The 25,284-nt window shown below is 69.7% G+C and carries 29 protein-coding genes and 2 tRNA genes; 16 read left to right on the forward strand and 15 right to left on the reverse strand.

Annotated features, from left to right (window positions below; all coding sequences use genetic code 11):
* Positions 1-21 precede the first annotated feature (21 nt).
* The gene (locus AC4NN1_RS02265; RefSeq protein WP_491954444.1) at positions 22-1,014 is read right to left on the reverse strand and encodes an Fpg/Nei family DNA glycosylase; all 993 of its coding nucleotides are present in this window, start codon (positions 1,012-1,014) and stop codon (positions 22-24) included.
* The gene (locus tag AC4NN1_RS02270) at positions 1,014-1,550 is read right to left on the reverse strand and encodes a ribose-5-phosphate isomerase (protein WP_491954445.1); all 537 of its coding nucleotides are present in this window, start codon (positions 1,548-1,550) and stop codon (positions 1,014-1,016) included. The genes AC4NN1_RS02265 and AC4NN1_RS02270 overlap by 1 nt, the downstream gene beginning before the upstream one ends.
* A gap of 124 nt (positions 1,551-1,674) precedes the next feature.
* On the opposite strand from AC4NN1_RS02270, the gene pepN reads away from it, so the two are divergent.
* The 7 genes from pepN (at position 1,675) to AC4NN1_RS02305 (ending at position 9,602) form a co-directional block, all read left to right on the forward strand.
* A complete protein-coding gene (gene pepN, locus AC4NN1_RS02275; RefSeq protein WP_491954446.1) occupies positions 1,675-4,224 on the forward strand; it encodes an aminopeptidase N in 2,550 nt (849 codons plus the stop codon).
* A gap of 106 nt (positions 4,225-4,330) precedes the next feature.
* Complete coding sequence (locus AC4NN1_RS02280; protein ID WP_028497392.1) at positions 4,331-5,245, forward strand: ABC transporter ATP-binding protein; 915 nt, start codon at positions 4,331-4,333, stop codon at positions 5,243-5,245.
* On the forward strand, positions 5,242-6,066 hold the full coding sequence (locus tag AC4NN1_RS02285) for an ABC transporter permease (protein ID WP_018187987.1): 825 nt from the start codon (positions 5,242-5,244) through the stop codon (positions 6,064-6,066). Before AC4NN1_RS02280 ends, AC4NN1_RS02285 begins: the two co-directional genes overlap by 4 nt.
* Positions 6,067-6,075: 9 nt before the next feature.
* Positions 6,076-7,329, forward strand: a complete 1,254-nt coding sequence (locus AC4NN1_RS02290; RefSeq protein WP_491954447.1) for a sensor histidine kinase — start codon at positions 6,076-6,078, stop codon at positions 7,327-7,329.
* Entirely contained in the window at positions 7,326-8,054 is a 729-nt protein-coding gene (locus tag AC4NN1_RS02295) for a response regulator (RefSeq protein WP_491954448.1), read from the forward strand. Before AC4NN1_RS02290 ends, AC4NN1_RS02295 begins: the two co-directional genes overlap by 4 nt.
* 10 nt (positions 8,055-8,064) lie before the next feature.
* The gene (locus AC4NN1_RS02300; protein WP_491954449.1) at positions 8,065-9,156 is read left to right on the forward strand and encodes a mechanosensitive ion channel family protein; all 1,092 of its coding nucleotides are present in this window, start codon (positions 8,065-8,067) and stop codon (positions 9,154-9,156) included.
* Between the two features lie 8 nt (positions 9,157-9,164).
* Positions 9,165-9,602 carry a globin gene (locus AC4NN1_RS02305; RefSeq protein WP_336126375.1) on the forward strand — a complete coding sequence of 146 codons (438 nt, stop codon included), beginning with the start codon at positions 9,165-9,167 and terminating at the stop codon, positions 9,600-9,602.
* 12 nt (positions 9,603-9,614) lie between these two features.
* Here the strand turns inward: AC4NN1_RS02305 and AC4NN1_RS02310 are convergent, their stop codons facing one another.
* Entirely contained in the window at positions 9,615-10,289 is a 675-nt protein-coding gene (locus AC4NN1_RS02310; RefSeq protein WP_018187992.1) for a DUF8185 domain-containing protein, read from the reverse strand.
* A 62-nt stretch (positions 10,290-10,351) separates the two neighbouring features.
* Between AC4NN1_RS02310 and AC4NN1_RS02315 the strand changes: the two genes are divergently transcribed.
* Entirely contained in the window at positions 10,352-11,224 is an 873-nt protein-coding gene (locus AC4NN1_RS02315; RefSeq protein ID WP_491954450.1) for an acyl-CoA thioesterase, read from the forward strand.
* A 6-nt stretch (positions 11,225-11,230) separates the two neighbouring features.
* Here the strand turns inward: AC4NN1_RS02315 and AC4NN1_RS02320 are convergent, their stop codons facing one another.
* From AC4NN1_RS02320 to msrA, 5 genes are all read right to left on the reverse strand, one after another.
* On the reverse strand, positions 11,231-11,710 hold the full coding sequence (locus AC4NN1_RS02320) for an acyl-CoA thioesterase (protein ID WP_116229063.1): 480 nt from the start codon (positions 11,708-11,710) through the stop codon (positions 11,231-11,233).
* Positions 11,703-13,382, reverse strand: coding sequence for an energy-dependent translational throttle protein EttA (gene ettA, locus AC4NN1_RS02325; RefSeq protein WP_018187995.1), 1,680 nt, complete (start codon positions 13,380-13,382; stop codon positions 11,703-11,705). Before ettA ends, AC4NN1_RS02320 begins: the two co-directional genes overlap by 8 nt.
* Before the next feature lie 50 nt (positions 13,383-13,432).
* Positions 13,433-13,930, reverse strand: coding sequence for a DUF6993 domain-containing protein (locus tag AC4NN1_RS02330; RefSeq protein WP_491954451.1), 498 nt, complete (start codon positions 13,928-13,930; stop codon positions 13,433-13,435).
* A gap of 46 nt (positions 13,931-13,976) precedes the next feature.
* Entirely contained in the window at positions 13,977-14,462 is a 486-nt protein-coding gene (locus AC4NN1_RS02335; RefSeq protein ID WP_491954452.1) for a single-stranded DNA-binding protein, read from the reverse strand.
* Between the two features lie 196 nt (positions 14,463-14,658).
* Positions 14,659-15,183, reverse strand: coding sequence for a peptide-methionine (S)-S-oxide reductase MsrA (gene msrA / locus AC4NN1_RS02340; protein ID WP_491954453.1), 525 nt, complete (start codon positions 15,181-15,183; stop codon positions 14,659-14,661).
* Between the two features lie 125 nt (positions 15,184-15,308).
* Here msrA and AC4NN1_RS02345 point away from each other — a divergent pair, with 125 nt between their 5' ends.
* Positions 15,309-15,554, forward strand: a complete 246-nt coding sequence (locus tag AC4NN1_RS02345) for a hypothetical protein (RefSeq protein WP_491954454.1) — start codon at positions 15,309-15,311, stop codon at positions 15,552-15,554.
* A 5-nt stretch (positions 15,555-15,559) separates the two neighbouring features.
* Here AC4NN1_RS02345 and yczR read toward each other — a convergent pair whose 3' ends face one another.
* Positions 15,560-16,984 carry a MocR-like transcription factor YczR gene (gene yczR, locus AC4NN1_RS02350; protein ID WP_491954455.1) on the reverse strand — a complete coding sequence of 475 codons (1,425 nt, stop codon included), beginning with the start codon at positions 16,982-16,984 and terminating at the stop codon, positions 15,560-15,562.
* A 60-nt stretch (positions 16,985-17,044) separates the two neighbouring features.
* Between yczR and yczE the strand changes: the two genes are divergently transcribed.
* The 7 genes from yczE to AC4NN1_RS02385 all read left to right on the forward strand — a co-directional run bounded on the left by yczE (position 17,045) and on the right by AC4NN1_RS02385 (position 19,681).
* Positions 17,045-17,653, forward strand: a complete 609-nt coding sequence (yczE, locus tag AC4NN1_RS02355; RefSeq protein ID WP_018188001.1) for a membrane protein YczE — start codon at positions 17,045-17,047, stop codon at positions 17,651-17,653.
* Positions 17,654-17,680: 27 nt separating this feature from the next.
* Positions 17,681-17,753 (forward strand) — tRNA-Arg (locus tag AC4NN1_RS02360).
* 46 nt (positions 17,754-17,799) lie between these two features.
* Positions 17,800-18,420 (forward strand): oligoribonuclease, encoded by a 621-nt coding sequence (gene orn / locus AC4NN1_RS02365; RefSeq protein ID WP_491954456.1) that lies wholly within the window; start codon positions 17,800-17,802, stop codon positions 18,418-18,420.
* Positions 18,421-18,454: 34 nt separating this feature from the next.
* Positions 18,455-18,530 (forward strand) — tRNA-His (locus AC4NN1_RS02370).
* Between the two features lie 25 nt (positions 18,531-18,555).
* Positions 18,556-18,906: a metallopeptidase family protein gene (locus AC4NN1_RS02375; protein WP_028497391.1), complete on the forward strand. Its 351-nt coding sequence runs from the start codon at positions 18,556-18,558 to the stop codon at positions 18,904-18,906.
* Positions 18,897-19,196 (forward strand): ATP-dependent Clp protease adapter ClpS, encoded by a 300-nt coding sequence (gene clpS, locus AC4NN1_RS02380; RefSeq protein WP_018188004.1) that lies wholly within the window; start codon positions 18,897-18,899, stop codon positions 19,194-19,196. The genes AC4NN1_RS02375 and clpS overlap by 10 nt, the downstream gene beginning before the upstream one ends.
* Complete coding sequence (locus AC4NN1_RS02385; protein ID WP_491954457.1) at positions 19,193-19,681, forward strand: DUF2017 family protein; 489 nt, start codon at positions 19,193-19,195, stop codon at positions 19,679-19,681. Before clpS ends, AC4NN1_RS02385 begins: the two co-directional genes overlap by 4 nt.
* 10 nt (positions 19,682-19,691) lie before the next feature.
* Here the strand turns inward: AC4NN1_RS02385 and AC4NN1_RS02390 are convergent, their stop codons facing one another.
* The 6 genes from AC4NN1_RS02390 to gatC form a co-directional block, all read right to left on the reverse strand.
* The gene (locus AC4NN1_RS02390; RefSeq protein WP_491954458.1) at positions 19,692-20,264 is read right to left on the reverse strand and encodes a zeta toxin family protein; all 573 of its coding nucleotides are present in this window, start codon (positions 20,262-20,264) and stop codon (positions 19,692-19,694) included.
* Positions 20,248-20,568 carry a hypothetical protein gene (locus AC4NN1_RS02395; protein ID WP_491954459.1) on the reverse strand — a complete coding sequence of 107 codons (321 nt, stop codon included), beginning with the start codon at positions 20,566-20,568 and terminating at the stop codon, positions 20,248-20,250. The genes AC4NN1_RS02390 and AC4NN1_RS02395 overlap by 17 nt, the downstream gene beginning before the upstream one ends.
* A gap of 55 nt (positions 20,569-20,623) precedes the next feature.
* A complete protein-coding gene (gene dinB, locus AC4NN1_RS02400; protein ID WP_491954460.1) occupies positions 20,624-21,880 on the reverse strand; it encodes a DNA polymerase IV in 1,257 nt (418 codons plus the stop codon).
* 73 nt (positions 21,881-21,953) lie between these two features.
* On the reverse strand, positions 21,954-23,471 hold the full coding sequence (gene gatB, locus AC4NN1_RS02405; RefSeq protein ID WP_491954461.1) for an Asp-tRNA(Asn)/Glu-tRNA(Gln) amidotransferase subunit GatB: 1,518 nt from the start codon (positions 23,469-23,471) through the stop codon (positions 21,954-21,956).
* A complete protein-coding gene (gene gatA / locus AC4NN1_RS02410; protein ID WP_491954462.1) occupies positions 23,471-24,982 on the reverse strand; it encodes an Asp-tRNA(Asn)/Glu-tRNA(Gln) amidotransferase subunit GatA in 1,512 nt (503 codons plus the stop codon). Before gatA ends, gatB begins: the two co-directional genes overlap by 1 nt.
* The gene (gene gatC / locus AC4NN1_RS02415) at positions 24,979-25,278 is read right to left on the reverse strand and encodes an Asp-tRNA(Asn)/Glu-tRNA(Gln) amidotransferase subunit GatC (protein ID WP_018188011.1); all 300 of its coding nucleotides are present in this window, start codon (positions 25,276-25,278) and stop codon (positions 24,979-24,981) included. The genes gatA and gatC overlap by 4 nt, the downstream gene beginning before the upstream one ends.
* Positions 25,279-25,284: the final 6 nt, after the last annotated feature.

Below are 25,284 nucleotides of genomic sequence, written 5' to 3' on the forward strand. Positions count from 1 at the left end.
GCCGCTGCCCCTCCCCCGCCGTCACGCCTGGCACCGCGGGCACCAGTACAGCTTGCGGGCCGCCATCTCCTCCAGGACGATCTCCGTCCCGCACACCCGGCACGGCAGACCGGCCCGGTGGTAGACCCAGTGGCGGTCGTCGCGATGCGCCATGGCGCGTCGGTACGCCTCGGGGTCGAGGTCGTCCATCGTCATCATCTGACCGGTCTCGACACCGATGGCCAGGAGGCGCACCCAGTCCTGCCAGAGCAGTCGGAGGGTCTCATCCGGGACGTCACGGCCCGGGGTGTGGGGGTTCAGGTTCGCGCGGAAGAGCATCTCGGCGCGGTAGACGTTGCCGATCCCGCTGACGACCTTCTGGTCCATCAGCAGCTGTCCGATCGGGGTGGGCTTGCGGCGCGCGGCGGCGACGAAACGCTCCTCGCCCTCGGCGACGTCGTCGACGAGCGGGTCGGGCCCGAGAGCTGCGACGGTGGCGAGCATCTCGTCGACCGTCTGCACCTGGCATGCGGTGGGGCCGCGCAGGTCCGCGCACGTCGAGTCGGTCAGCAGACGCAGACGCACCTGGCCGACGACGGGCGGCGGCCACTCGGCATCCGTCTGGTCGTCGAGACCTCGGGTCTGCTCGCTCATACGGACGGCGCCGCGGGCCCGCCGCGGCGCGCCGATGGACGCGAGCGAGTTCTCGCCGGCGGCGTCGTAAACGGGGTCGACGCCGCGCTGGTTCGTCTGCCCCATGCGTCCGTTCGCCGAGGCGATCGTCGGATCGAGCAGGATCTCGCCGGCGAAATCCCACGCGCCGTAGATGCCCAGGTGCACGCGCAGCCACACGTCCTCGTCGAAGGCCAGGAACATCTGCTTGCCGACCGCGCGCGCCTCGGTCGGTGTGCGTCCATCGAGGACGGCAGCCCCTTCGGAGAAACGCCCCTGAGGGCTCGAGGCGGACACGGGCCGCCCCACGAAGTTGCGGTCGAACTGGCGGGCGATGCGGTGGACGGAATGCCCCTCGGGCATCAGCCGGCTTCCGGGTCGAACGTCTCCGAGGCGTCGAGCACGTCGGGCGTCACGGCGCGAGGGTCGGCCTTGAGCGTGCCGTCGGTCTCGTACGCGGCGAGCTGGGCGATGCGCCTCGCGTGGCGCTCCTCGCCCGAGAACGGTGTGGCGATGAATCGATCGATGAACCCGACGGCCTCATCGAACGTGTGCTGGCGGGCGCCGATCGCGATGACGTTCGCGTCGTTGTGCTCGCGGGCCAGCTCGGCCGTCGCGATGCTCCAGACGAGGGCCGCACGGATGCCGCGCACCTTGTTCGCCGCGATCTGCTCGCCGTTGCCGGAGCCGCCGAAGACGACGCCGAGCGTCTCGACGCCGCGCGCCTGATCCTCGGCCACGGCCTGCGCCGCACGGATGCAGAAAGAGGGGTAGTCGTCGAGGGGGTCGTACTCGATCGGCCCGTGGTCGACGACGTCGTGACCGCCCTCGGCCAGGTGGTGCTGCAGGCGGGTCGAGAACTCCATGCCCGCGTGATCGGTCGCGATGTGGATGCGCATGTGACGATTCTAGGGACGCCGGTACCACGTTCCGGCGAGACGGCGGCGTAGGCTGTGACGGTTGCCGTCGGCGCCAGCAGCGCCCGTCCGCGGCACCCCACCCTCACCCCTGGGAGACACGAACGTGCCTGGAGAGAACCTCACCCGCATCGAAGCGCAGGAGCGCCGCGCGACCGTCGAGACGCATTCGTACGACGTCACGCTCGATCTGACCACCGGTGACGAGGTCTTCGAGTCTCGGAGCGTCATCCGCTTCGCCGCGACCGCCGGCGCCTCGACCTTCGTCGATCTGATCGCCCGCGGCATCCGCGAGATCACCCTCAACGGCCGGACGCTCGACCCCTCCGCCGTCTACGCGGACTCCCGCATCGCCCTCGAAGGGCTCACCGACGAGAACGAGCTCGTCGTCGTCGCCGACTGCGAGTACACCAACACGGGCGAGGGCCTCCACCGCTTCGTCGACCCCGTCGACGGCGAGGTCTACCTCTATTCGCAGTTCGAGGTGCCGGATTCCCGGCGCGTCTTCGCCGTCTTCGAGCAGCCCGACCTGAAGGCGACGTTCCGCTTCACCGTCACCGCTCCGGACGCGTGGAAGGTCGTCTCCAACTCCCCCACCCCCGACCCGCAGCCCGCCGGCGACGGCGTCGCGACCTGGTCGTTCGAACCGACCCCGCGCATCTCCTCCTACATCACGGCGCTCGTCGCCGGTCCTTACGAGCAGGTGTTCTCCGAGCTCACGAGTTCGGACGGTCGCACCATCCCGCTCGGCGTCTACGCACGCAAGAGCCTGTGGCAGTACCTCGACGCCGACTACGTCTTCGAGAAGACGCGGCAGGGCTTCGCCTACTTCGAGGACAAGTTCGGCGTCCCCTACCCGTTCGCGAAGTACGACCAGCTGTTCGTTCCCGAGTTCAACGCAGGTGCGATGGAGAACGCCGGCGCGGTGACCTTCACCGAGACCTATGTCTTCCGCTCCAAGGTGACGGATGCCGTCAAGGAACGCCGCGTCGTCACGATTCTCCACGAGCTCGCCCACATGTGGTTCGGCGACCTCGTCACCATGAAGTGGTGGAACGACCTCTGGCTGAACGAGTCGTTCGCCGAGTGGGCCTCCACGATCGCGACCGCCGAAGCGACCGAGTGGACCGAGGCGTGGACGACCTTCAACGCCATGGAGAAGACCTGGGCGTACCGCCAGGACCAGCTCCCCTCGACCCACCCCGTCTTCGCCGAGATCAACGACCTCGAGGACGTGCAGGTCAACTTCGACGGCATCACCTACGCCAAGGGCGGCTCCGTCCTCAAGCAGCTCGCCGCGTGGGTCGGCATCGAGGCGTTCTTCGCCGGGGTGTCGGCGTACTTCCAGAAGAACGCCTGGGGCAACACGGAGCTCAGCGACCTGCTCGTCGAGCTCGAGGCCACCAGCGGCCGCGAGCTGACGACCTGGTCGAAGAAGTGGCTCGAGACCGCGGGCGTGAACACGCTCGCCCCCGAGATCCGCGTCGACGGCGACGGCACCATCACTCGGTTCGCCATCGTGCAGACGGCGCCCGCCGACTACCCGACGATCCGCCCGCACCGCCTCGGGGTCGGTTTCTACTCGCTCCAGGCAGACGCGCTCGTCCGGACCCACCACGTCGAACTCGACGTCGATGGCGACCTCACCGAGGCGCCCGAGCTCGTCGGCCTCACTCAGCCCGACCTCGTCCTCCTCAACGATGACGACCTGGCGTACGCGAAGATCCGCCTCGACGAGCTGTCGCTCAAGACGGCGACGGCCCACCTGAGCAAGATCAGCGACCCGCTCGCCCGCTCACTCGTCTGGGGTGCCGCGTGGGATCAGACGCGCGACGCCGAAGCCTCGGCATCCGAGTACATCGATCTCGTCCTCCAGAACATCGGGACCGAGACCGAGTCCACGACCGTCCGCACGACGCTCGGGCAGCTCCAGTTGGCCGCGAACTCGTACGTGTCGCCGGAGAAGCGGGATGCCGCGCGCCAGCGTGTCGCCGACGGCCTGTGGGATCTCGCCCGGGATGCCGAGGTGGGAAGCGACAGCCAGCTGCAGTTCGTGACGGCCTACGCCTCGGCGGCCGCGACCGCCGCGGACTGGGAGCGAGTCGGACAGCTGCGCTCGGGTGAACTCACCCTCCCCGGACTCGACATCGATGCGGACCTCTCGTGGGCCCTCCTCGTGTCGCTCGCCGCCGGTGGCGTCGTCTCGGCTGCCGACATCGACGACGCGCTGGCGTCCGACAACACCGCCAAGGGCGGCGAGTTCGCCGCACAGGCGCGCGCCGCGCTGCCCACGGTCGACGCGAAGCGTGCCGCGTGGGCGTCGCTCATCGACAACGCCGATCTTCCGAACACGGTCGTCCGTTCGGCGGCGGCCGGCTTCGTCCACCCCGCCGGGATCGAGGCTCTCGGCGACTTCGTCGGCGCGTACTTCGACATGCTGCTGCCCGTCTGGGAGTCGCGCACGTACCAGATCGCGCAGTACCTCATCGTGGGCCTGTTCCCGGCGCCGCTGGCGAACACCGCGCTGCGCGACGCGACGCGTGGATGGCTCGCAGACCACCGCGACGCACCCGCGGCCCTGCGTCGTCTCGTGAACGAGAACCTCGCGGGCGTCGAGCGCGCCCTCTCGGTGCAGGAGCGCGACGCACAGGACTGAGCACGGCCGCGGCGGGGCATGTCGTACCACAGGGGGACATGCCCCGCCGCGATCTCCCGCTCACGGGGGACGCGGGGTGGGCCAGCCGCTCCGTAGCGTGGGCTGCATGATCGTTGCAGAAGGCCTCACGAAGAGGTACGGAGACAAGACAGCCGTCGATGGCGTGAACTTCACGGTCCAATCCGGCAAGGTGACGGGGTTCCTGGGGCCGAACGGCGCCGGCAAGTCCACCACCATGCGGATGATCGTGGGACTCGACAAGCCGACCGCCGGACGCGTCACGCTGGACGGACGCGACTACCGATCGCTGCGTTCGCCTCTGACCGAGGTGGGGATCCTCCTCGACGCGAAGGCGGTGCACACCGGGCGGAGCGCGCGCAACCACCTGCTGGCCATGGCGGCGACCCACGGCATCCCGCGTTCACGCGTGGACGAGGTGATCGAGATCACCGGCCTGCAGAGCGTCGCGAAGCGCCGAGCCGGCAAGTTCTCGCTCGGCATGGGACAGCGGCTCGGGATCGCGGCGGCGCTTCTCGGCGACCCGCAGACGCTCATCCTCGACGAGCCCGTGAACGGTCTCGACCCCGAGGGCGTGCGCTGGGTGCGCCAGTTCGTGCGCGCACAGGCGGCATCCGGCCGCACCGTGCTGCTGTCGAGCCACCTCATGAGCGAGATGTCCCTCACGGCCGACCACGTCATCGTCCTCGGCCGCGGTCGAGTGCTGGCCGACGCCAGCATCTCGGATCTCGTCGCGGCATGGACACGGAGCGCCGTCAGCGTCCGCTCCCCGCGCGCCGCCGAACTCGCGCAGCTGGTCGCGGGAACCGGGATCACCGTCACGTCGTCGGAACCCGGCCTCCTCGACATCGCCGGCACCACGGCTGCCGCCGTCGGCGAGATCGCGGCGCAGCACGGCATCGCCCTCCACGAGTTGACCCCGCGCAGCGGATCGCTCGAGGACGCCTATCTCGCCCTCACCGAGGGGTCCGTCGAATACCGCACGCAGGGGGCCGCATCATGACCATCACGACCGAGTCCCGCGCCGCGGTTCGTCCCACGGCACCATCGTCCTACCGTCTGGGCTTTTTCCGCCTGGTGCAGAGCGAACTGCTCAAGCTGTTCACCCTGCGTTCCACGTGGTGGTCGCTGATCGTCACGGTCGTCCTGGCGGTCGGCATCTCGCTGCTGATCGCGCTGGTCATGAACAGCCTTGGCGACTCCGCCGGTCAGATGTCGTTGAATCCGACGACCGCCGTCGTGTCGCCGCTGCAGTTCACGATGCTCGTGGCGGGCATCCTCGGGGCGATGGCGATCACGGGCGAATACTCCACCGGGATGATCCGGTCGAGCCTGACGGCTGAGCCGCGACGAGGTGCGGTGCTGCTCGCCAAGGCGCTGGTCGTGACCGTCACCCTGGTGGCCACCACCGTCGTGACCTCGCTCATCTCCGTGCTCGTCGTCACACCGATCTACGGTGAGAACGGTTTCGAATGGGGCGACGCGGAACGGACCTGGATCCCCCTCGGCTGGGCGGTCATCTCGATGGCGACGTTCGCCCTCCTGGGCCTGGGGTGGGGATTTCTCATCCGGAACGGCGCCGGGGCGATCGCGGCGACCGTCGGCATCCTCTTCGTGCTGCCGATCGTCGTGAGCCTGTTCTCGTTCGGCGGTGAGTCGTGGCAATGGCTCATCGACCTCTACAACTACCTGCCGTCGTCCGCCGCGGCGGCCCTGACGACGAACCCCGCGAACGAGACCGTGCGGAACGTCATCGTGCTGCTCGCCTGGCCTGCGGCAGCTCTCGTCGGGGGCTGGGCAGTCCTGCGGACGCGGGACGCGTAGGGTCTTGGCGTGACGAATCGAAGCCGCAGCTCCTCCTCCAACGAGGGGGAGCTGCGGCTTCCGCGTCCGCCGGGGCTCCTCCGGCGGTACTGGGCACGGCATCCGCTGTTCGCAGACATCCTCGTCGTGGTCGTGTGCCTCCTCGTGTCAACGATTCCGGTGATCGCTACGCCGATCCTGCCCGAGGGCATCGGTACCAACTCGCGGGAGTGGCAGAGCGTGCTGCCCGCGCTGAGCGTCGTCGTCGTCCTGGGGTGCCTGGCTCTCCTCATCCGGCGACGGCATCCCCTCATCGTCCTCGCCGCCTCGTGCGTCGTGTCTCTCGCATACATGTTCGCGCCGGCGCCGATCAACGGTCCGCTCCTGCTCGTCGCCACCTACTCGGTCGCCGTCCACGTCGGTTCTCGCGCGGCTCTCATCGGAGCCGGGACCGTCATGACCGTCCTCACAGGTGCCGGTCTCGTCCTGATCGCGACCGATCTCAGCTCGACGACCGTCGTCTGGGGCTCGCTCGTCAACGAGGGCCTCAACGCGGTGATCGGCGGGCTGATCGGAGCCAACGTCGGTTCCCGCGCCAGGTACGTGAAGGCGCTGATCGACCATTCGCAACGCCTCGTCGTCGAGCGCGACCAGCAGGCTCAGCTCGCCGCTTCGACCGAACGCGAGCGCATCGCGCGGGAGCTCCACGACATCGTCGCCCACTCGCTCACCGTCATGGTCGCCCTGGCCGAAGGCGTGGCAGCCTCGAACGATGCCGAGCGCACGCGCCCCGGCATCGAGGCCATCACGGCGACGGGCAGAGAGGCGCTGAAAGACATGCGGGCGACCCTCGGCATCCTGCGCGACGCGGATGCGGCTCCGCTCGCGCCGCTCGCCCGGGACACCACGACGGAGACAGTCGCGTCCGCGCGTGCGGCCGGGTTCGACACCCGATTGGTCGTCTCGGGTGATCCGGCAGATCTCGACTCCCGCACTCAGCTCGCCGTCTCGCGGATCGTGCAGGAGAGCGTGACGAACGTCCTCCGCCATGCGTCGGCGGCCACCCGCATCGACGTGGCGATCCAGCATGATCCGGACGGCGTGTCCGTCACCGTCACGGACGACGGCCTTCCGACGTCCGCCTCAGAGCACACCGCCGGCTTCGGCCTGCGCGGTCTGCGAGAGCGCGTCGGGCTCGCGGGAGGCACCATCACGGCAGGTCCGCGCCGTCCCCACGGCTGGTCGGTCGCCGCCCGCATTCCCCGACAGGAGTCCACCTCATGAGTACGTCCCCTTCCGGCGCGGTGCGGGTGCTGATCGTCGACGACCAATCGCTCATCCGCCTCGGGTTCCGCATGGTCCTCGAAGCCGCCGACGGGATCGAGGTGGTCGGCGAGGCCGGGGACGGTGCGGAGGCCATCGAGGCGACGGCACGCCTGCGTCCCGATGTGGTCCTGATGGACGTCCGGATGCCGGGGGTCGACGGAATCGAGGCCACGGCGACGATCGCTCGGGACCACCCCGGCGCCCGCGTGCTCGTACTCACCACTTTCGATCTGGACGAGTACGCGTTCGGCGCCCTCCGCGCCGGAGCGGGCGGCTTCCTCCTGAAGGATGCCGGGCGCGATGAGCTCGTCGCCGCTGTCCGCGCCGTCGCCGCGGGGGAAGCCACTCTCGCCCCTCGCATCGTCCGGCGGATGATCGAACTCGTGACCGCAGCACAGGGGGCGGATGCCGCTCCCCCGCCGGTGACGGGGTCGGCCGGGCTCGATCTCCTCACGTCGCGCGAGCAGGACGTGCTGCAGGCGATGGCGCGAGGCCTCACGAACACCGAGATCGCCGAGGAACTGTTCCTCGGCGAGTCGACGGTCAAGACGCACGTCGGCCGGATCCTCGCGAAGCTCCCGGCCCGCGACCGCGTCCACGCCGTCCTCATCGCCCACGGGCTGGCGAGTCCGTGGGAGCACGCCGCCGAGGGCGTTCAGGTGGACGGTGGGACGCGTCGTTAGGATCGAGACGATGACCACGATCGTTGACGCCGCATCCGCTTCGACACCTCCCGAAGGGTGGGAGGCCATCCGCGACGGATTCCTCGCCTTCCTCGTCTCGGCGGGCTGGAGCCTCCTGTGGGTCGTCGTGACCGTCGTCCTCGCGCTGCTCCTCTCGTGGATCATGCGCAGGCTGATCGGCCGGGTCGTCGATCGCATCGTCACCGGCGCCAAGTCGCGCGCCGCGGCGGAGGACACGCGCGCGATCGACATGTCGCCGCTCGCACAGGTCCGAGTCGTGCAGCGCACCCGCACCCTGGGGTCGATCCTCACCAACATCGTCAACGTCGCGATCGTCATCATCGCCGCGCTGACGATCGTCTACATCCTGAACCCGGGTGTCCTCGCGTCGTTCACACTGCTGTCGGCGGCGATCGGCGCCGGCCTCGGATTCGGAGCGCAGAACATCGTCAAGGACGTCCTGAACGGCATCTTCATCGTCGCGGAGGACCAGATCGGCATCGGCGACGTCGTCGACGTGGGGCTGGCGACGGGTGTCGTCGAGTACGTGAGCGTCCGCGTCACCCACGTCCGCGACGTGAACGGCACACTGTGGTTCGTCCGCAACGGCGAGATCCTCCGCATCGGCAACATGTCGCAAGGCTGGGCGCGCGTCGTCATCGACGTGGGCGTGCCCGTCGACGCCGACCTCCACGCCGTCGAGGACGCGATGCTCACGGCCGCGAAGGACCTCGTCCGCGAACCGAAGTGGCGCACGCGCATCATCGACAAGCCCGAGGTCTGGGGTCTCGAGTCCATCGGCGGCGAGACCATCGTCACGCGCCTCGTGGTGAGGACCCGCCCGAACGCGAAGGACGACGTGTCCCGTGCGCTGCGCGCACGACTGAAGAAGGCGCTCGACGAGCTGGGCGTCCCCCTCCCCCAGCTCGACTCCGTCTTCCTCACCGGAGCGGACGCGGCTCAGAGCGTGCGCGGTGCGAACCCGCCCAAGACGAAGCCACAGCAGATCACTCCGCCGGCGGCGCCGCAGCGTCTCGCGTGGCGTCCGAAGAAGCGGGGACGGACCGACGGGGACGCCCCCGAGGGGAGTGCGGCGCCGTGAGCGAGCAGATGAGCTTCTACGACGAGGTCGGCGGACACGACGTGTTCCGTCGCCTCGTGGATGCCTTCTACCGCGAAGTGGCCGCCGACGACATCCTGCGGCCGATGTACCCCGAGGAGGACCTCGGACCCGCCGCTGAGCGGCTGCTGCTGTTCCTCGAGCAGTACTGGGGCGGACCGACGACCTACGGCGAGACGCGGGGTCACCCGCGCCTCCGCATGCGTCACATGCCTTTCCACGTCAACCCCGAGGCGCGCGACCGCTGGCTGCGGGCGATGCGGATCGCGGTGGACGAAGCGCAGCTGTCGCCTCTGCACGAGGCGACCCTCTGGGATTATCTTCAGCGCGCCGCCCACGCGATGGTGAACACCTTCGAACCGACCGGCGCCGGCCCGAAAACCGAGCCCCGCGGCGGCACGAACCTGCCGTTGCACCCCGGGGCGTGAGCCCCCGCGCGGTCAGCGACCGCCGGTCGAGCGGACCGTGGTCAGTCCGGTCGGGTTGCCGGCCCGGACCAGCACGTGTCCGCGGGACAGGCTGACACGGGTCCACGTCCCGGTCCGTCGGACGGATGCCTCTTCGTTCCCGTCCGCGCCGAGGAACCCGAGGGCGTCCGCCGCGAACGCCACTCCCGCGACGAGACCGTCCAGCTCCGCGTCGGGTGCGCCCCACACGGCGGCTCGGACCGTCCGGACGAGGTCCTCGCCGGGTGCCGCCGGCAGCGCCGTCGCCACGGCATCCACTCCGCGACGAACCGACCGTGCGAGCGCATCGACCGCAACCGGCGAGCCGGGCAGCCAGCCCGCGCGGGGCGGCGAGATACCCGCCCACGCGGCGGAGACGCCGCTGTCGGGAAGTCCCACACGCGTCGGGTCCTCGCCGGCGCGGAGGGCACCGGCATCCACGACGAGGTCGCACTCCAGTTCGGGGTCGATGGAGAGGAAGCGCATCCCGAGGACGGTCGGGGTGTCGTCGCCGAAGCCGCGCGGTGACAGCGGGGCCGCGGAGACGGCCAGGGTCCCGCCGGCGGCCCGCAGCCGCACCGCCGGGTCGCCCAGCCGAGCGGCCCGCCCGGCGAACGTGAGGAGGTCGGCCGCCGAGCGCGGGTCGGGGAAAACGAGCTGCGGGGACATCCGACCTAAACTACCAACCGGGCGCCCACGGGATGACATCGGGCTCCCCGGAAAGGAACGCCGTGAGCGAATCGGGCCACGTCGACGGGCTGCTGGCCGTCCTGGATCTGTCCTCGAGCGACGCCCGCACCACGGAGGACATCTTCACCGGGGTGTCGCAGGCGATGCCGTTGGGTCGGGTGTTCGGCGGTCAGGTCCTCGCGCAGGCGGTCATCGCGGCGGAACGGACGGTCGACGACGGCCGCGCCGCCCACTCGATGCACGGGTACTTCCTCCGCCCGGGTGACTCGACGCGCGGCATGACCTTCTCGGTCGATCGCATCCACGACGGGCGGTCATTCTCCACGCGGCGCACCCAGGCCTTCCAGGAGGGCGTGCCGATCTTCTCCATGATCGCGTCCTTCGAGGTCGACGCGACGGGACTCGAGCACCAGGACGAGATGCCGAGCGGCATCCCCGGACCGGATGACCTGTCCGATGACTCCGTCCTGGCGGGGCTGCACCCGATGAGCAAGCGCCACTTCGATCAGAGCCCCGTCGAGGTGCGCCACGTCGAACATCCCATCTACGCGAGCGTCGGCAGCGACCGCGTCGCGCACCAGTCGGTGTGGGTGCGCACGCGCGGCGAGGTTCCCGACGATCCGCGCGTGCACCGGGCCGCGCTCGCGTACATGAGCGATCTGACGATCCAGGAATCGGTCCTCCGTGCCCACGGAGCCTCGTGGGCCACGCCCGGACTGAAGGTCGCGAGTCTCGACCACGCCATGTGGTGGCACCGTCCCGCCCGCGTCGACGAATGGCTGCTGTACGTCCAGCAGTCGCCGAGCGCGCAGGGCGGCCGAGGGCTCGCGACGGGGCGGATCTTCTCTCGCGAGGGAGAGTTGGTCGCCTCCGTCGCTCAGGAGATCATGGTCCGCATCCCGGACGCGGACTGACCGGACTCAGCGTCGTCCGAGCGGCGGCAGCGGTTCGCCGAGGAACGGCTCCCAGGCCTTCCGCGTTTCGGGCGACAACCGCACGGGACGGCCGGTCCCGGCATCCACCTGGACGATGACGGTGGATGCCCGGGCGTACAGCGTCTGCGGCTCCTGGCCCGCGGGCGTGAAGACCTCGTAGTGGACCTCGGCGCTCGATCCGCCGATCTTCCCGAACCACATCTGCACGTCGATCGGATCGCGCTGGTAGGGAACCGGTGCGAGGTACTCGATCTCCTGGCGGGCGATGAGGGTCAGCTGCGCCGCGCCGTGGCTCGCGTCGATGACCGCGGTCGGGACGACCCGCTCCCCCGCGCCGGGCACCCAGAAGGCGCGCACGCGCGCCTCCTCGAGGAGCTTCAGCATCGCGGCGTTGTTGACGTGGTTGTACGCGTCGAGATCGCCCCACCGCAGGTGGATGGGAACGCGGATGCGGGGGTCAGTCACGCGTGAGCTTGCGGTACGTCGACTTCGCGGGGTTCGCCGCGTCGGCGCCGAGCCGCTCGATCTTGTTCGCCTCGTACGCCTCGAAGTTGCCCTCGAACCAGTACCACTGGTCGGGCTTCTCGGCGGTGCCCTCGTACGCGAGGATGTGCGTCGCGATGCGGTCGAGGAACCACCGGTCGTGGGTGATGACCACGGCGCAGCCGGGGAACTCCAGCAGAGCGTTCTCGAGGGAGCTCAGGGTCTCGACGTCGAGGTCGTTCGTGGGCTCGTCAAGGAGGAGCAGGTTCCCGCCCTCCTTCAGCGTGAGCGCGAGGTTCAGGCGGTTGCGCTCACCGCCGGAGAGCACGCCCGCCTTCTTCTGCTGGTCCGGCCCCTTGAAGCCGAACTTCGAGACGTAGGCGCGCGAGGGGATCTCGGTCTTGCCGACCGTGATGATGTCGAGGCCGTCCGAGACGACCTCCCACAGCGTCTTGTTCGGGTCGATGTTCGAGCGTGACTGGTCGACGTAGCTGATCTTGACTGTCTCGCCGATCTTCAGGTCGCCGCCGTCGAGGGGCTCGAGGCCGACGATCGTCTTGAAGAGCGTGGTCTTGCCGACGCCGTTCGGGCCGATGACGCCGACGATGCCGTTCGGCGGCAGGCTGAAGCTGAGGCCGTCGATGAGCGAGCGGCCGTCGAAGCCCTTCTGGAGCTTCTTGGCTTCGATCACGACACTTCCCAGGCGCGGCCCGGGCGGGATCGAGATCTCCTCGAAGTCGAGCTTCCTCGTCCGCTCCGCCTCGGCCGCCATCTCCTCGTAGCGAGCCAGGCGCGCCTTCGACTTCGTCTGGCGGCCCTTCGCGCTCGAGCGGACCCACTCGAGCTCTTCCTTCAGGCGCTTCGCGAGCTTGGCGTCCTTCTTGCCCTGGACTTCGAGACGCTCGCCCTTCTTCTCGAGGTAGGTCGAGTAGTTGCCCTCGTAGCCGATGAGGCGGCCGCGGTCGACCTCGGCGATCCACTCCGCGACGTTGTCGAGGAAGTACCGGTCGTGGGTGATGGCGATGACCGCACCCTTGTAGGCCTGCAGGTGCTGCTCGAGCCAGAGCACGCTCTCGGCGTCGAGGTGGTTGGTGGGCTCGTCGAGGAGCAGAAGGTCCGGCTTCTGGAGCAGGAGCTTGGCGAGGGCGACGCGGCGCTTCTCGCCACCGGAGAGCGGGGCGATCGCGGCGTCTGCCGGAGGCGTACGGAGCGCATCCATGGCCTGCGACAGCTGCGAGTCGAGGTCCCAGCCGTCCGCGGCGTCGATCTCCTCCTGCAGCGTCCCCATCTCGGCGAGGAGCGCGTCGAAGTCGGCGTCGGGATCGGCCATGAGCGCGGAGATCTCGTTGAACCGGTCGAGCTTGGGCTTGATCGCCACGCCGTCCTGGATGTTCTCGAGGACGGTCTTCGACTCGTCGAGCTCGGGCTCCTGCATGAGGATGCCGACCGAGAACCCGGGCGAGAGCTTCGCCTCGCCGTTGGACGGTGTGTCGAGACCCGCCATGATCTTCAGGATCGTCGACTTACCGGCGCCGTTCGGGCCGACCATGCCGATCTTGGCGCCGGGCAGGAACGCCATCGTGACGTCGTCGAGGATGAGCTTTTCGCCGACGGCCTTGCGGGCGCGGACCATGGAGTAGATGTATTCGGCCATAACGGCCCAAGTCTACGTGGGTCGTCCCTCGTGACGGGACGGTCCGGGTGTCACCAATCGATCGATCGGGTCTGTCCCAGCAGGCACGCACCGTCGGCGAGGCCGGGCATCACGAGCGCCGTCGGCTTCGCCACCGACGGACCGACCTGTCCGACGAGGCACTCGTCGCCGATTCGGACGGAGAACTGGATGCTGTCCGCGGGATCACCGATCGAGGTCTCGTCCTCCGTGACCTGCATCGCCTTCTTCGGGAACCCCGCCGCCACGAGGGCGTCGACGTAGACGCGCCCCTTGACGGATGCCGAGTCCCGCCAGACGGCATCCATCACCGACGTGAAGTCGGGCAGACGCGCCTGGGCGGAGTCCGCAGCGGCTGTGGGGGTGGGTGTCGCCGACGCGGAGGGGCGGGGCGCAGCCGCAGAGGACGACGCGGGCTCGGAGGGCGCCGGGCTCGACCCGGGTGCACATGCGGCGAGCGTCACCACCACCATGGGCGAGAGCGCGAGCAGGAGCAGGCGGGATCCCCGGGAGGGCTGGTGTCTGCGCACGGGCGAGAGTCTAGGGCGTGCGACCTCCGAGCCGGCTGGGTCCGACTCAGAACGGCGTGGCGGCGGGTTCGGCCTGCCAGGTCCGCTCGTCCGAGCTGTCTGCGTCGGCCCCGGATTCCGCGCCCGGCGCCGCCCACTCCGTCGCCGATTCGCCGGTGTCCGCCCGACCGCGCGGCTTCTCGTCGCGCGTGAACACCGACGTCCCGAAGGCGAGGTCGTGTCCCACCGCGACGGCGTCGATCTCGGCATCCGTTCCGGACTTGTCACCGGCCTCCCACCGCTTGATGGCGAGCGTTCCGTGCACGACGATGCGCTGACCTCGACGGACGGAAGAGGCGACGTGCTCTCCGAGCGTCCGGAAGACCGAGACGCGGTACCAGCTGGTGAGCCCGTCGACCCACGCGCCCGCCTTCGCGTCGTAGCGGCGGTCGGTGCTGGCGACCCGCAGCGAGACGACGGGCGTGCCGTCGGGAAGTCGACGGTACTCGGGGTCGGCCCCGACGTTGCCGACGATCGTGATGTGATCCTTCATTTCGACTCCTTCAGTCGTCGGGGCACGGCTGTGCCCGCTCGATGCTCCGACGCCCGCGTGCCCGGCGGGCGTCGGAGCCCCTTCAGGATTCCGTTGACGCCCGGCACGACGGCGCCCCGGTCGCCGAACGGTGGAAACCGTCGGCGACCGGGGCGCGTGGGGAGAAGGCGGAGACCATGAGGTCCGCCGGGGAGGATCAGCGGCGGGCGTACTCCCCGAACCGGGCCCGGACCTTGTTCACCTTCGGCACCGCGACGGCCAGGCAGTAGCCCTGGCCCGGGTTCTTGGTGAAGAAGTCCTGGTGGTAGTCCTCGGCGGGGTACCACTCGCCGAGGGGCTCCATCGTGGTGACCAGTCCGCCACCCCACCAATCCGCGGCACGTTCCGCGGCGCGCTGGAACTCCTCGCGCTGCGCGTCATCGGCGGGGAACATGGCGGAGCGGTACTGGGTGCCGACGTCGTTGCCCTGCCGGTTGAGCTGGCGCGGGTCGTGCATGGTGAAGAACGCATCGAGGATGACGTCGGAAGGGATGACCTCCTCGTCGAACGTCACCTTGACGGCCTCAGCGTGACCGGTCGTGCCGGTGCACACCTGCTCGTACGTGGGCGACGCCACGGAACCGCCGATGTAGCCAGATTCGACCGACTCGACTCCCTCGAGAGCGCGGTACGCGGCGTCGAGACACCAGAAGCAGCCTCCGGCAAGCACATAGGTCTGCATGCGAGACCTTCCTTTCACTGTGGGATCGTCACGAGGGACAACGCCGACGGCGGGCGCGATGTTCCGTCCCGAAGGTGCGTGTCGGTGGCCGAGCGTACCGTGCGAATCGACGCAGAGGAGGCCCCGTGACCACCATCGCACCGAACACCGATGTCCGGCTCCGCCGATATCGCCTCACCCCTGTCTCCGACCGCCTGTCGCGCGTCGTCGACCCCGAGGGGCGGGTCGTCGGACACGTGGCCCGCATCGGCGACGACCTCGCCACGCGCTATCGCGCGCGCCGGTTCCATCCTGCGGCCGGCGGCTTCGTCGAGCTCGGCGATTTCTGGCGGATGGAGGACGCGGTGGCCGTCCTCCACGACTCGCGCTGACGCGCTCAGACGATGGCGGCGACGGCCTCGCTCTCGTCCTGCGCGTGCCCCGCGCCGGCGCCGCCCACTTCCGGCCACAGTCGTGCCAGCACCGTGATCGCGTCGCGCAGTTGCTCGGGCGGGGCGGTGAAGGGCACGCGAAGGTGCGCGTCGTATCCGCCGTCGACGGAGAAGCTTGGGCCCGCCGACAGGAGGACTCCCTCGCGCCGAGCCGCCAGGACGAGCGATCCGCTGAGCGGAGCGTCCATCCCCACCCACAACGAGACGCCGCCCGCCGGGACGGGGACATCCCACGTCGGGAACGATGCGCGGAGCGCGGCCACGGCGGCATCCCTCCCCCGGCCGAGCAGCTCGGCGCGCTGCGGCAGGATGTCGGGCATCAGACGCATGAGACGCGAGGCGACGGCTTGCTCGAACTCGGCGGTGCCGAGATCGCGACGGGGGCGGGAAGCCACCAGCCGCCGCACGAGGGTTCGGTCCGCCCGCACCCAGCCGACCCGCAGCCCACCCCACACCGTTTTGCCCAGTGAACCGATCCGCACGGCATGAGGTCCGAAGTCCAACGGTTCCGGAGCGGTGCCGTCGATCATCAGCTCGGCGGTCGTCTCGTCGATCACGAGCACCGTCCCCGCGCGTTCGGCTGCGGCGCGGAAGGTCGCGGCATCCGTCGGGGACATCGACCGCCCCGTCGGGTTCTGGAACCACGGCATGAGATAGGCGAGGGTCGGACGCGCACGCCGGAAGGTCTGCTCGGCACGATCGAGGTCCCAGCCGCCGTCGACGGTCACCGGTGTTCCGGTCACGCGCGCTCCCGTGGCCTTGATCGCCTCGGTCGCATGCGGGTACGTGGGCGTCTCGAGCAGCGCCGTCATCCCCGGCCCGAGGAGAGCGGCCGTGACGAGGTGGATGGCGTGCTGTCCCCCGTTCGTGACCAGGATCTCGTCCGGGGCAGTCGGAATCCCGCGTGCGGTGTAGCGGTCGGCGATGGCCGTCCGGAGTTCGCTGCTGCCGACGATGTCGTAACCGGGCCGGCCGACGAGGGATGCGGCATCCGCTCCGACCTCGGCGATGACGCCCGCAAGGCCGGGCCACGCCGCCGGACTGGCCTGCTGCAGGTCGATGCCCTCGCCGTCGTCGAACACTCGACCGGCTCCTCGGCGCACCTGGGGAAGCGTGATGCTGCCCGATCCCCGCGTGCTCTCGATGTGACCGCTCTCGCGGAGCGAGCGATAGGCCGCCGCGACCGTCGCCCGACTCAGGCCGAGTGTCGCGGCGAGTTCGCGCTCGGCGGGCAGGGCGGTGTGGGCGGCGACGCGGTTATCGAGACAGAGAAGACGGATGCCGTCGGCCAGGGCCTCGTAGGTGGGCGTCCTGGTCCGCCAGCCACCGAGTGCAGCGGCGAGGCTTCGGGCACCGATCCGAGAGTCCATGGTCCACCTTTTCGAGATTGGACTGCATACAGAAGGCCAATCTTACGGTGGAATGGGTCCATGCTTCTGCGCCTCCTCCGCCTCGTCATCGGACTCGCCCTGTTCGGCATCGGCTGCGCCGTCCTCGTCCAGGCCGGCATCGGACTCGACCCCTGGACGGTCCTCGCCGAGGGACTCTCCGTGCAGACGGGTATCGGGATCGGCTGGATCGTCGTCATCACCGGCGCGCTCGTCCTCCTCGCCTGGATCCCGCTCCGTCAACGCCCCGGCATCGGCACGATCGCGAACATCCTCGTCGTCGGAACCGTCATGCAGGGGGCGCTTGCGGTCATCCCGCCCGTCGAGAACTACCTCTTGGGGGTTCTCGTCTTCGTGTTCGGCATCGCGCTCATCGCCGCGGCATCCGGGATCTACCTCGGCGCCGACCTCGGACCGGGGCCGCGCGACGGGTTGATGACCGGCCTCCACGCTCGGTTCGGATGGCCGATCTGGGTCTGCCGGTTCGCCGTCGAAGGGAGCGTCCTCGTCACCGGGTGGCTGCTCGGCGGCACCGTAGGCCTCGGCACGGTGCTGTTCGCGGTCCTCATCGGTCCCGGCGTCCACGTCGCCCTCGACGTGTCGGCGCGGTGGCGCGCCCTGCGCGCGCGCCGAGCGACCATAACCGTGTGAGCGGTAGCCTGGGGGGCGAGCATCCTTCCCTCCATAGCTCAGTGGATAGAGCGAGCGGTTTCTACCCGCCAGGTCGGGGGTTCGAATCCTCCTGGAGGGGCTCCGAGTCGCCGTGTCCGCGGACGACTCCTGTGGGAGGAGACCACGTGTCAGCTGCGGAGAACGACCGCCTCGTCTGGATCGACTGCGAGATGACGGGCCTCGACCTGTCGGTCGACGAGCTCGTGGAGGTCGCCGTCGTCATCACCGACTTCGAGCTCAACGTCCTCGACCCCGGCTTCCAGATCGTGATCAAGCCCGACGACTCCGCCCTCGCGCACATGAACGACTTCGTGACGAAGATGCATGAGAGCTCCGGCCTCCTCGACGAGATCCCGAACGGCGTGAGCCTCGCCGACGCCGAATTCCAGGTGCTCGAGTACATCCAGCGGTTCGTCCCCGAAGGCAAGGCCCCGCTCGCGGGCAACACGATCGGCACCGACCGCATGTTCCTCGCGCGCTACATGCCCCGCGTCGATCGGTGGCTGCACTACCGCAACGTCGACGTGTCGAGCGTGAAGGAGCTCGCCCGTCGGTGGTACCCCCGCGCCTACTTCAACGCTCCGGCGAAGGACGGCGGCCATCGCGCCCTCGCCGACATCCGCGAGAGCGTCCGCGAGCTCGCGTACTACCGCGAGACGGTCTTCGTGGACGCCCCCGGACCGTCGAGCGACGACGCGCGCACCGCCGCGGCATCCGCCGTGTCGTCGTTCGCCTCCGGACTGTAATACACTTGTGGGGTTGCCCGGAGACGGGCACATGGTGGGTATAGCTCAGTTGGTAGAGCACCTGGTTGTGGTCCAGGGGGTCGCGGGTTCAAGTCCCGTTACTCACCCCATATCTTCTCCGCGTGAGGCGTGGTCATGATCGATATGGATGCCGAGGCATTCGAGGATCTGGTTGCGTCCGAACTCGATGGGTTGCCCGACGACATGGTCGCGGGGCTCGACAACGTCGTGTTCGTCGTCGAGGACCGTCCCGAGGACGGCTCGCTCGACCTGTTGGGGCTGTACGACGGCCTCGCGTTGACGGAGCGGGATCAGTACGGCATGGGTGACCTCCCCGATCGCATCATCCTCTACCGGGAACCGCACCTGGACGCGTGCGATGACGTCGACGACCTCCGTGATGAGGTGCACACGACCCTCGTCCACGAGATCGCCCACTTCTACGGCATCGACGATGCCCGACTGCACGAGCTGGGGTGGGCCTGATGAGCATCGCGTCGCCGGAGATCGACGAGCGGACGGACCTGCAGGCATCCACCTCGGGACCCTGGCAGACCGTCGTCTGGAACGACCCCGTCAACCTCATGAGCTACGTGGAGCACATCTTCCGCCAGTACTTCGGATTCTCGCGGGAGAAGGCGCACCGGCTGATGCTCGCCGTCCACCACGACGGGCACGCGGTCGTCGCCGAGGGGTCGCGGGAGCAGATGGAGCTGCACGCTCAGGCGATGCACGACTACGGGCTGTGGGCGACCGTGCGAGAGGCGGGGTCGTGACTGACCACGCTGTCGCCATGGAGCTGACGCTCCTCGAAGCCGCGCATCTGTCCGATCTCGTTGGACAGTTCGAAGACGTCGTCACCTCGCACGACGGCTCCGACCCGGCCGTGCGCCGACTCGTGCCGGACGCCTACGCCGACGACGCAGAGGCAGCGGCGGAGTTCCGTCGCCTGACCGAGGACGACCTCCTGGCACGACGGGCGGCGGATGCGGGCATCGTCCGCGCGTCCCTGCGGCACGACGGGCAGGACCTCGACATCGATCAGCTCGACCGCGCCGCCGCCGAGGACATCCTCGTGGTCGACCTGACCCCGGATGCCGCCGGTGCCTGGCTCCGCACGCTCGCCGCCCTTCGGCTGGTGCTGGCGGACCGGCTCGGGGTGACGGACGAAGAGCAGCGCGGCGACGGCGACGCCCGGTTCGGCGTGTACGAGTGGATCGGCTACCGCCTCGAGATGCTCGTGCAGGCGCTCGACGCCTGAGCAGGGACGTTCAGGGCAGCCGGAAGACGTGGCTCGCGAGCTGATCCGGGTGGTGATCCCGGAGGTGCGCCTCTTCTTGCCTCTCCCACCGCTCCCAGTGCGGTCGGTACGTCTCGCCGTCCCGTTCGAGCGCGCGCACGCGGCGGGCGTCCCGGGGCGCGTCGAGCCATACGGCGACGTCCGCGAGCGGGGCCGATGCGGGCGTCAGCACACCGGAACCCTCCACGATGACGACGGCCGCGGGGGCGACGCGCCTCTTCTGCCCCGAGGGCCGATCCGCCGTCCAATCCCACACCGGCCACGACCCCGGTTCGCCCCTGCGCAGCGGCACGAGGACGCTCTGGCGCACGGTATCCGCGCCTTCTCGCAGGCCGTCCCAGCCGGGATAGACATCGTCGAGTCGCACGATCACCGCGTCCGTCAGTCGCTCGGCGAGAAGATCCGCGAACGTCGACTTCCCGGCGCCGGAACGACCGTCGACGAGAACCACCGCCGGCTCCCGGGGCTCGCGGCCGACGGCATCCGCGACGTCGTCGACGGCGGCGACGAGGGCAGCCCGGAGCGGATCAGCGCTTGAGTGCACGGATGACGCGGCTGAGCGCCCGTCCCGCGATCCACACGAACGGGATGCCGACGGCGACGAGCGAGACCAGGTTCGGCTCGAAGCGCAGGTCGTCACCCTTCCGGACGTACGCGCCGATCGGGATCGCGGCGCCCCCGCCGCCGCCGCCGGCACCGCCCGAGGTGTCCTCTCCCGCGCCGAAGCCCGACCAGGTCAGGGCGACGGGGATGATCCGGATGCCGTCGACGTCCTGCTGTTCGCCGTAGACCGTGGACACACCGAGGGAGGCGAACTGCTTGCCGAGTTCGAGGGGGAGGTTTGCCATGACCTCACGGTAGCCGTAGGCGACCGGGAAAGCAGGGGGGCTGCGTCGATCCGGGTCAGTCCGGCGCGGGGCGCGGGTTGGTCGGGAGGGCATTGACGTCCCGTCGCGGACCGAGGGTGCTCGCACGCGTGACGGCGCCGCGGCCGAACCTGCTGCGGGCGTCGTCGAGAGCGGCATCCACCCTCCGCCACTCCGCGTCGTCGTCCCACAGTGCCAGACCGCCGATACCGTCGCCCGTGAGCTTCTCGCCTCGGACCCCGATCAACCGGACGGGCTGGACGAGGTCGATCTTTCCGAAAAGCTCGAGGGCGACGTCGCCGATCCGCTGACCGACGTTCGTGGGCTCAGGGACGCTCACCGACCGTGAGAGGGTCGTGAAGTCCGCGAACCGCACTTTTATGGCGATCGTCCGCGCTTCCCAGCCGCCCGCGCGCAATCGAGAGGCGACCCTGTCGGCGAGACGGCGGAATTCGCTCCGGAGCATCGCTGTGTCGGAGACATCCTCGAGGAAGGTCTCCTCGTGGCCGACGCTCTTCTCGGTGTGCTCCGTCTGCACCGACCGCGGGTCGTGGCCGCGGGCGAGCTGCGAGACACGCGCGCCCATCGCCGGGCCGAGCGCTCGATCGAGGACGCCCCGCGGGGTGTTCAGGATGTCGGACACCATCCGGATGCCGCGCGCTTCGAGAGCCTCTGCAGCTTTGGGGCCGACGCCCCAGAGCGCGCTGACCGGGCGAGCAGCGAGGAACGCCTGTGTGTCAGGCTCAGCGACGATCAGCAGCCCGTCGGGCTTCGACACCGTCGAGGCGATCTTCGCGACGTGCTTCGTGGCCGCGACGCCGATGCTGCACGTCAGTCCGGTCTCCTCCAGAACCCGGCGGCGGACCATCCGAGCGATCTCGCCGGGACTCCCCCAGAGACGGCGCGCACCGCTCACGTCGAGGAAGGCCTCGTCGATCGAGAGCGGCTCCACGAGCGGGGTGACGTCGCGGAAGATCGCCATGACCTTCTTCGACAGGTCCGAATACCGCTCGAACCGCGGGACCACGACGATCGCCTGCGGGCACAGCTGGAGTGCCCGGCTGACCGACATCGCCGACCTCACCCCGAAGCGGCGAGCCTCGTACGACGCGCTCGAGACGACGCCGCGCCCCTCCATCCCGCCCACGATGAGCGGTTTACCCGCCAGCGACGGGTCGTACAGGACCTCGACCGACGCGTAGAACGCGTCCATGTCGACGTGGAGGATGCGGGTGCCGGTGTCGTCGGCGCCGTCGGGCGAGACGATCCGTCCCGTCCCGTCTCCGCGTCCCATACCTCCATTGTCGACGATGCCGCCGACACCGAGCCCGGATCGGGCAGCGGCGCGGCGGCATCCTCGATCAGCGTCAGGCCTGTCCGGCGCGCTCCAGGATGAGCTCGCGGACGCGTGCGGCATCCGCCTGGCCCTTCATGGCCTTCATCACGGCGCCGATGACGGCACCGGCGGCCTGGACCTTGCCGTCCTGGATCTTCGCCAGGACGTCGGGCTGCGCGGCGAGGGCCTCGTCGATGGCGGCGATCAGGGCGCCGTCATCCGAGACGACGGCGAGACCACGCGCGTCGACGACCTCCTGCGGGGTCCCCTCCCCCGCGATGACGCCCTCGAGCACCTGGCGCGCGAGCTTGTCGGTCAGCATGCCGGCATCCACCAGCTTCTGCAGCTCGGCGACCGACTCGGGCGAGACCAGCGCGGCGGGTTCGGCTCCCTGCGCGTTGGCGACGCGGGTGACTTCGCCCGTCCACCACTTGCGAGCGGATGCCGGGGACGCGCCGGCGGCGATCGTCGCCTCGACCTCGGCGAGGAGACCGCCGTTGGCGACGTCCTGGAACTCGAGGTCGGTGAAGCCCCACTCGGTCTTCAACCGTCGTCGGTACACCGAGGGCGCCTCAGGGAGCGCGGCGCGCAGTTCCTCGATCAGCTCCTTGGACGGCTCGACGGGCAGGAGGTCGGGCTCGGGGAAGTACCGGTAGTCGTCGGCATCCGACTTCGGGCGGCCGGGCGAGGTGCGGCCGGTGTCCTCGTGCCAGTGGCGCGTCTCCTGCGTGATCGTGCCGCCACCGGCGAGGATCGCCGCCTGACGCTGGATCTCATAACGGACGGCACGTTCCACAGAACGCATCGAGTTGACGTTCTTCGTCTCGGTGCGCGTGCCGAGCTTCTCCTGACCGCGGGGGCGGAGCGAGACGTTCGCATCGCAACGGAGGTTGCCGCGCTCCATGCGCGCCTCCGAGATCCCGAGTGACCGCACGATGTCGCGGATCGCCGCCACATAGGCCTTGGCGACCTCCGGAGCACGGTGCTCGGTGCCGAAGATCGGCTTGGTGACGATCTCGACGAGCGGGACGCCAGCGCGGTTGTAGTCGACGAGCGAGTACTCCGCGCCCTGGATGCGACCGGTCGAACCGCCCATGTGGGTGAGCTTGCCGGCATCCTCCTCCATGTGCGCGCGCTCGATCGGGACGACGACCAGGTCGCCGCCCTCGAGTTCGATCTCGACGCTGCCCTCGAAGGCGATCGGCTCGTCGTACTGGGAGATCTGGTAGTTCTTGCCGAGGTCCGGGTAGAAGTAGTTCTTCCGCGCGAACCGGCTCGACGGCGCGATCGAGCAGCCGAGGGCGAGGCCCAGGCTGATCGAGTAGCGGACCGCGGTCTCGTTGACCACCGGCAGCGAACCGGGCAGACCCATGTCGACCGGGGCGACGAGGGTGTTGGGAGCTGCGTCGTGGTTCGCCTCGTGCGCCGGGTTGGCCGCCGGCGAGAACATCTTGGTCTCGGTGTTGAGCTCGACGTGCACCTCGAAGCCCAGCACCGGCTCGAAGAGCTCGAGTGCTTTGTCGAAGTCCATCAGCGCGTCCTTGGCCATCAGCGGGCTCCTCCGAGGATCGGGGCGCGGTCCAGCAGCGGACCGCCCCAGCTGTCGACGAGCAGGGCCTCGAGGGCCGCGCCGACGCGGTACAGACGTGCATCCTCCCGGGCGGGGGCGACGAACTGGATGCCGACGGGCAACCCGTCCTCCGCCGCGAGGCCCGAGGGGATCGAGATGCCGGGGACGCCGGCGAGGTTGACCGGGATGGTCGTCACGTCGTTGAGGTACATCTGGATCGGGTCGTCGAGCTTCTCGCCGAGGCGGAAAGCGGTCGTGGGCGCCGACGGCGTCGCGATGACGTCGACCTGCGCGAACGCCTCGTCGAAGTCGCGCTGGATCAGGGTGCGGACCTTCTGAGCGCTGCCGTAGTAGGCGTCGTAGTACCCCGCCGACAGGGCGTAGGTGCCGAGGATGACGCGCCGCTTGACCTCGTCGCCGAAGCCGGCGTTGCGGGTCGCGGCCATGACGTCCTCGACGGTGCCACCGGGCACGTTCACCCGCATGCCGAAGCGCACGGAGTCGAACTTGGCAAGGTTGCTGGAGGCCTCCGCGGGGAGGATCAGGTAGTACGCGGCGACCCCGTACTCGAAGTGGGGTGCGCTGACCTCGACGATCTCGGCGCCGGCGGCTTCCATCGCGGCGAGGGAGGCGCGGAACGACTCCGAGACGCCGGTCTGGAAGCCGGAGTCGTCGAGCTCGCGGATGACGCCGACCTTCAGGCCCTTCAGGACCTCGCCGGTCGCCCCCTCGCGCGCAGCGGCGGCGAAGGACGGCCACGCGTCGGTGAGGGACGTGGCGTCGTGGGGATCGTGCCCGCCGATGACGTCGTGCAGGAGCGCCGAGTCGAGGACCGTGCGCGAGACGGGGCCGACCTGGTCGAGGCTCGACGCGAGCGCGATGGCGCCGTAGCGGCTGACACCCCCGTAGGTGGGCTTCATGCCGACGGTGCCGGTCACATGGGCGGGCTGCCGGATCGAGCCGCCGGTGTCGGAGCCGAGGGCGAGCGGTGCCTCGAAGGCGGCGACCGCCGCAGCGGAGCCACCGCCAGACCCGCCGGGGATCCGGTCGAGGTCCCACGGGTTGTGGGTCGGGCCGTACGCGGAGTGCTCCGTCGAGGAGCCCATGGCGAACTCGTCCATGTTGGTCTTGCCGAGCGGCACGAGGCCGGCGGCGCGGGAGCGCGACACGACGGTCGCGTCGTAGGGCGACATATAGCCCTCGAGGATCTTCGATCCGCTGGTCGACGGCATGTCGGTCGTCACGAGGACGTCCTTGATGGCGAGCGGGACGCCGGCCAGTTCGCCGAGCTCCTCGCCCGCGGCGCGGCGCCGGTCGATGTCCTGGGCGACCTCGACCGCGTGGTCCGAGACGTGCAGGAAGGCGTGGACGTCGCCGTCCACGGCGGCGATCCGGTCGAGGTGGGCCTGCGTGGCCTCGACACTCGACAGCTCGCCGGAACGGAGCTTCGCCGAGAGGTCGGCAGCGGTCAGCTTCAGGATGTCGCTCACTGCTCCTCCCCCAGGATCGCGGTCACGCGGAACCGGCCGTCGGCGGCATCCGGTGCGTTCTGCAGCACCTCGTCGAGGCTCAGCATGTCGCCGGGGACATCGGGACGGAACACATTGCTCAGCGGGATCGGGTGGCTCGTCGCGGCGACCTCGGGGGTGGCGACCTCGGAGACCTTGGCGATGTTGTCGACGATCGCATCGAGCTGGCCGGTGAGGCGTTCCACCTCCTCGTCGCTCAGCTGGATCCGGGCGAGCACGCCGAGATGGCGCACGAGATCGGGGGTGATTTCAGACACTCCCCC

This window comes from Microbacterium sp. MDV22-iso44, from assembly GCF_058629135.1.